Here is a 4,297-nt window from a genome sequence, read left to right as displayed (position 1 = left end):
CTAGTGCTGTGGCCGGAAAGGTTCACCGGGTCACGGCGCCCGGCACGGCACCTCGCCGCGTTGTCGGACCACGGAAGTACGTCCAGTACGAGCCGCGGTCCTCCGCCTTGCGATGCACCGCACCGAACACCGCAACCCGGCAAACCTTTCCGGCCACAGCACTAGGCGGTCTCTTCCGGATCCTGCCGATCGGGCCGCGCACCCGCCCGAACCACCCGCCCGAACCACCCGCCCGGGCGCGCGGGGCGGCGGCCAGGGCGTCGCTGCTCACGCCGTGAGTGCGGGTGCTCATCCGGGCTTGAGGCGGCGCAGGGTGTAGCCCTCGTGCGCCGGGTCCAGGGGTCTGGTGGCCTCCTTGAAGAGGTGCTCGGCCCGCTCGTAGGACAGGCGCCGCCGGCCCGTGTCCGGGCAGAGGTCGGCCGGGCCGGGGGTCCGGGACGGGCCGGGCCGCCGCTCGGAGAGGAACACCGGGCCCCGGGTGCGGCCGGCCAGCAGCAGGGGCAGGAGCCGGGCCGTACCGGAGCGCCAGCTCACCCACCCGCGGCCCGTGCGGGCCCGGCGGTCCTCCAGGTCCAGGTCCTCCACGTTCAGGGACAGGACGGCCTTCACCCCCGCCGCCGACTCGTGCAGGAGCCGCCACAACGTCAGTTCCCGCAGGGGCACTTCGGGGTCGCCCCAGAGCGCGTCGAGCTGTACGGGATCCAGGGCGGAGCCCCGGGGGAGGGGCTCGGTGCGCCGCTCCAGCCCTGCCGCGAGTCCGTCCAGGCCGGCCCAGGCGCCGAAGGAGCGCACGGCCGAGCGGTGCCGGTTCCAGGTCCTGGCCGCCGCGGCGCCCCAGGCGGCCGTGCACACCCGTGCCACCTCCTCGGACGTCAGTCGGGACAGCGGCGCGGCCTCACCGAGGTCCAGGCGCAGCCGCCGCAGGGTCTGTCCGTACGAGCGGACCGTCGCCGCGTCCAGGTCCGCCCGGCCCAGGAAGCCCTCCGCTGCCCGGCCGAGGGTCGGACCCGGCGCCGGGCCGGCCGGGCTACCGGCGGGGATCTCCTCCGCGCGCCGGCGCAGGAAGGCGCGCTCGGCGGCGTTCTTGGCGAGGGCCGCCGCACGGAGGAACTCCTGCCGCGCCTCCGGGCCGCGGTCCAGGCGCAGCAGCAGGTCTCCCCGGACGCTGGGGAGGAGGTGGTAGTCGCGGAGCACGGGATCGGCGACCAGGGAGTCCACCAGATCGAGGCCGGCCTGCGGCCCGTGGGCCATCCCGAGCGCCACCGCCCGGTTGAGCTGGACCACCGCCGTCGGCAGCAGCCGCGCCAGGGCCCCGTACAGCGTCGCGATCTGCGTCCAGTCGGTCTCCTCGGCGGTGCGTGCCTGCGCGTGGCAGACGGCGATGGCCGCTTGCAGCATGTACGGGCCGGGGGCGCCGCCGGCCTCCCGCGCGCGCAGCATCGCGGTGAAGCCGCGGCGTACGAGCAGCTGGTCCCAGCGCCCCCGGTTCTGCTCGTGGAGCTGTACGGGCTCGCCCGAGGGCCCGGTGCGCGCCGCCGAACGGGAGGCCTGGATCTCCATCAGCGCGACCAGGGCGTGCACCTCGGCCTCCCGGGGGGCCAGCTCGGCCAGCAGCCGGCCCAGCCGGAGCGCTTCCAGGCAGAGCCCGGGGCGCATCAGATCGTCGCCGGAGGTGGCCGAGTAGCCCTCGTTGAAGATCAGGTAGATGACCTCCAGCACCGAGGACAGCCGCTCGGGCAGCTCCGTCTCCTCCGGCAGGTCGAAGGGCACGTGGTGCTCGGCCAGCGTGCGTTTGGCCGCGGCGATGCGCCGGGTGACGGCCGTCGCCGTGACGAGGAAGGCCCGTGCGATCTCCTCGGCCGTCAGGCCGCCCAGCAGCCGCAGGGTGAGCGCCGCACGGGCCTCGGCCGGGAGCACGGGGTGGCAGGAGAGGAACATCAGCCGCAGGACGTCGTCCTGTTCGGGCTCCTGGTGCTCCTGCCACTCGTGCCGCTCCTGGCGCTCCTCCAGCTCGTGGGCGAGCTGCTCCTGCTTGTCCGTGAGCAGCCGGGAGCGCCGGATGTGGTCGACGGCCCGGCGTTTGGCCGTGGTCGTCAGCCAGGCGCCGGGGTTGTCGGGGACCCCGGCGGCCGGCCACTGCTCGAGCGCGGCGACGAGCGCGTCCTGGGCCAGTTCCTCGGCCAGGCCGACATCGTGCACCAGGCGCGTGAGCGTGGCGATGATCCTGGCCGATTCGAGCTTCCAGACCGCGTCGATCGTCCGCGAGATGTCCGGCACGGGTCAGGGGCCGAAGACCTGCTGGATCACGCTCTCCCCGTCACCGACGATCCTGCGGAAGCGGCGGGCCAGCTCGATCGCCTCTTCCCTGGACCGGACCTCGATCAGCGCGAAACCGGCCACGGCCTCCTTGGCCTCGGCGAAGGGCCCGTCCGTCACGGTGATCTCCTCGCCGGAGGAGGCCACCAGGATGCCGCCCGGCTCCAGGCCGCCCGTGGCCAGCAGCACGCCGGCCGCCGTCAGCTCCTCGATGAACCTGCCCATCTCGGCGTACAGCCGCTCGTCGGGGGCGGCGTCGGAAGGCTTCGTCGTCATCAGGTAGCGCATGGAAACTCCCTCGTCTCGTGGTGCCGAGCTGCTGCCCGTACCTGCTTACACGTCGAACGGGCGATGTGACAGGGAACGCGCCCGTTCCCTGTCACTTCACCGGTTCGACGTATCGGCGAGAACCGAAAACGAGAGCCGCGTACGACGACCCGAGAGGCATCCGCCATGACCACCCAGACCCCCACCGCCACCGTCTCCTCCGCCATCCGCTCCTCCTCCGCCATCCGCTCCTCCTCCACCACCACCCGCTCCCTGCTGACCTGCGCGGTCGTGGCCTCCCCGCTGTGGGCGCTCGTCTCCCTGACCCAGGCCGCGACCCGCGAGGGCTTCGACATCACCCGCCACCCGCTGAGCGCGCTGAGCAACGGCAGCCTCGGCTGGCTCCAGATCACCGCCTTCCTGCTCGCCGGAGCCCTGCTCGCCATTGGGGCCACCGGCCTGCGCCGGGCCCTGCGCGGTACCCCGGGGGGCACCTGGGCGCCACGGCTGGTCCGGATCGCCGGCCTCGGCATGATCGCCGCGGGAGCCTTCGTCATGGACCCGATCGACGGCTTTCCCGTAGGCGCTCCTGCCGCGGAGGTGGCCACGCTCACCTGGCACAGCTACGCCCACTTCGCCGCCGGGTCGGTCACCTTCACCTCGCTGATCGCCGCCTGCTACGTACTGGGCCGGCACTTCGGCCGCGCCGGGAACCGCCGGTACGCCATCGCCTCCCGGGCCGCCGGCACCGCCCTCCTGATCGGCAACGGCTGGGCAATGGGCGGCGGCCCGGCCGGCACCCTGACCCTGGCCGTCGGAGCCGTCACGGCGATGCTCTGGATCTCCGCGGTCGCGTACCGCACCCGCCGCGGCGTCTGACCCCTGGGGGCCTCCCGGGCTTTTAAACGGTGGCGCGGAGTGTGTCAAGTCCCGAGTTTCCGGAACATGACCCGGATGTACCCGCCGGGGCTTACTTGAGGCACAAGGGAAGAGACGGAAAGCCTCCCAGAGGAACTCCTCCTCTCCCCTCATTACCGCACCGCTCCGAATAACCGGGGCGTACACCATGAGGAGAAGGTCATGAACCGTAAGACTCGCACCAACAACGTCGTCCGCACCAACCGTCGCGGATTCCGCATGGCGACCCTGGTCGCATCGGCCGCCATGATCTCGGGAGCGGTCATCCTTCCGGCCTCCATGGCGACGGCGGCCCCGATGCCGGCCCATGTGGCCACTGCCCTCCCGGCCGCCGGTGGCGCCGGAGGGGACGGCGGGGAAGGCGGCGGCGGCCTCATCGGCGGCGGTGGCGGCTCCGGCGGCTCCGGCGGGGGCAGCGTCCTCGGCACCGGCGGCCAGGGCGGCAACGGTGGCAAGGGCGGCGACGGCGTCCTGTCCGGTGGCGGCGGCGGTGGCGGCGGTGGCGGCGGCGAAGGCGTCATCGGCGGCAAGGGCGGCAACGGCGGCGGTGGGGGCAGCGGCCTCTTCGGCGGCAGCGGCGGCAACGCCGGAGCCGGCGGCGACGGCGTCCTGGTAGGCGGCGGCGGCGGCAACGGCGGCAAGGGCGGCAACGGCGTCTTCGAGGGCGGCAAGGGCGGCAAGGGCGGCAAGGGCGGCTTCGGTGGCCTGTTCGGCGGCCTCGGCGGCAACGGTGGTGCCGGAGGCATCAGCATCTTCTGATCGCTGACCCCGCACCGTGCTCGACGGGGTGGAGGCC

The 4,297-nt window shown here is 73.7% G+C and carries 3 protein-coding genes and 2 pseudogenes; 2 read left to right on the top strand and 3 right to left on the bottom strand.

The genetic code is table 11. The features are described 5' to 3' along the window. Positions 1–288: 288 nt before the first annotated feature. The 3 genes and pseudogenes from ACFWBW_RS40430 to ACFWBW_RS40420 all read right to left on the bottom strand — a co-directional run. Positions 289–939, bottom strand: a pseudogene (locus ACFWBW_RS40430) (RNA polymerase subunit sigma); the annotation flags it as partial. 90 nt (positions 940–1,029) lie between these two features. Beyond that, positions 1,030–2,277, bottom strand: a pseudogene (locus ACFWBW_RS40425) (RNA polymerase sigma factor); the annotation flags it as partial. Between the two features lie 3 nt (positions 2,278–2,280). Next, entirely contained in the window at positions 2,281–2,604 is a 324-nt protein-coding gene (locus tag ACFWBW_RS40420; RefSeq protein ID WP_385384492.1) for a YciI family protein, read from the bottom strand. A 165-nt stretch (positions 2,605–2,769) separates the two neighbouring features. Between ACFWBW_RS40420 and ACFWBW_RS40415 the strand changes: the two genes are divergently transcribed. Next, on the top strand, positions 2,770–3,462 hold the full coding sequence (locus ACFWBW_RS40415; RefSeq protein ID WP_385384489.1) for a DUF998 domain-containing protein: 693 nt from the start codon (positions 2,770–2,772) through the stop codon (positions 3,460–3,462). Positions 3,463–3,663: 201 nt separating this feature from the next. Next, positions 3,664–4,260, top strand: coding sequence for a hypothetical protein (locus ACFWBW_RS40410; RefSeq protein WP_385384486.1), 597 nt, complete (start codon positions 3,664–3,666; stop codon positions 4,258–4,260). Positions 4,261–4,297: the final 37 nt, after the last annotated feature.

Origin of the sequence: Streptomyces sp. NPDC059957 (assembly GCF_042730015.1) — a bacterium.
Lineage (GTDB): Bacteria > Actinomycetota > Actinomycetes > Streptomycetales > Streptomycetaceae > Streptomyces.
This window is presented reverse-complemented; position numbering and strand designations above follow the sequence as displayed.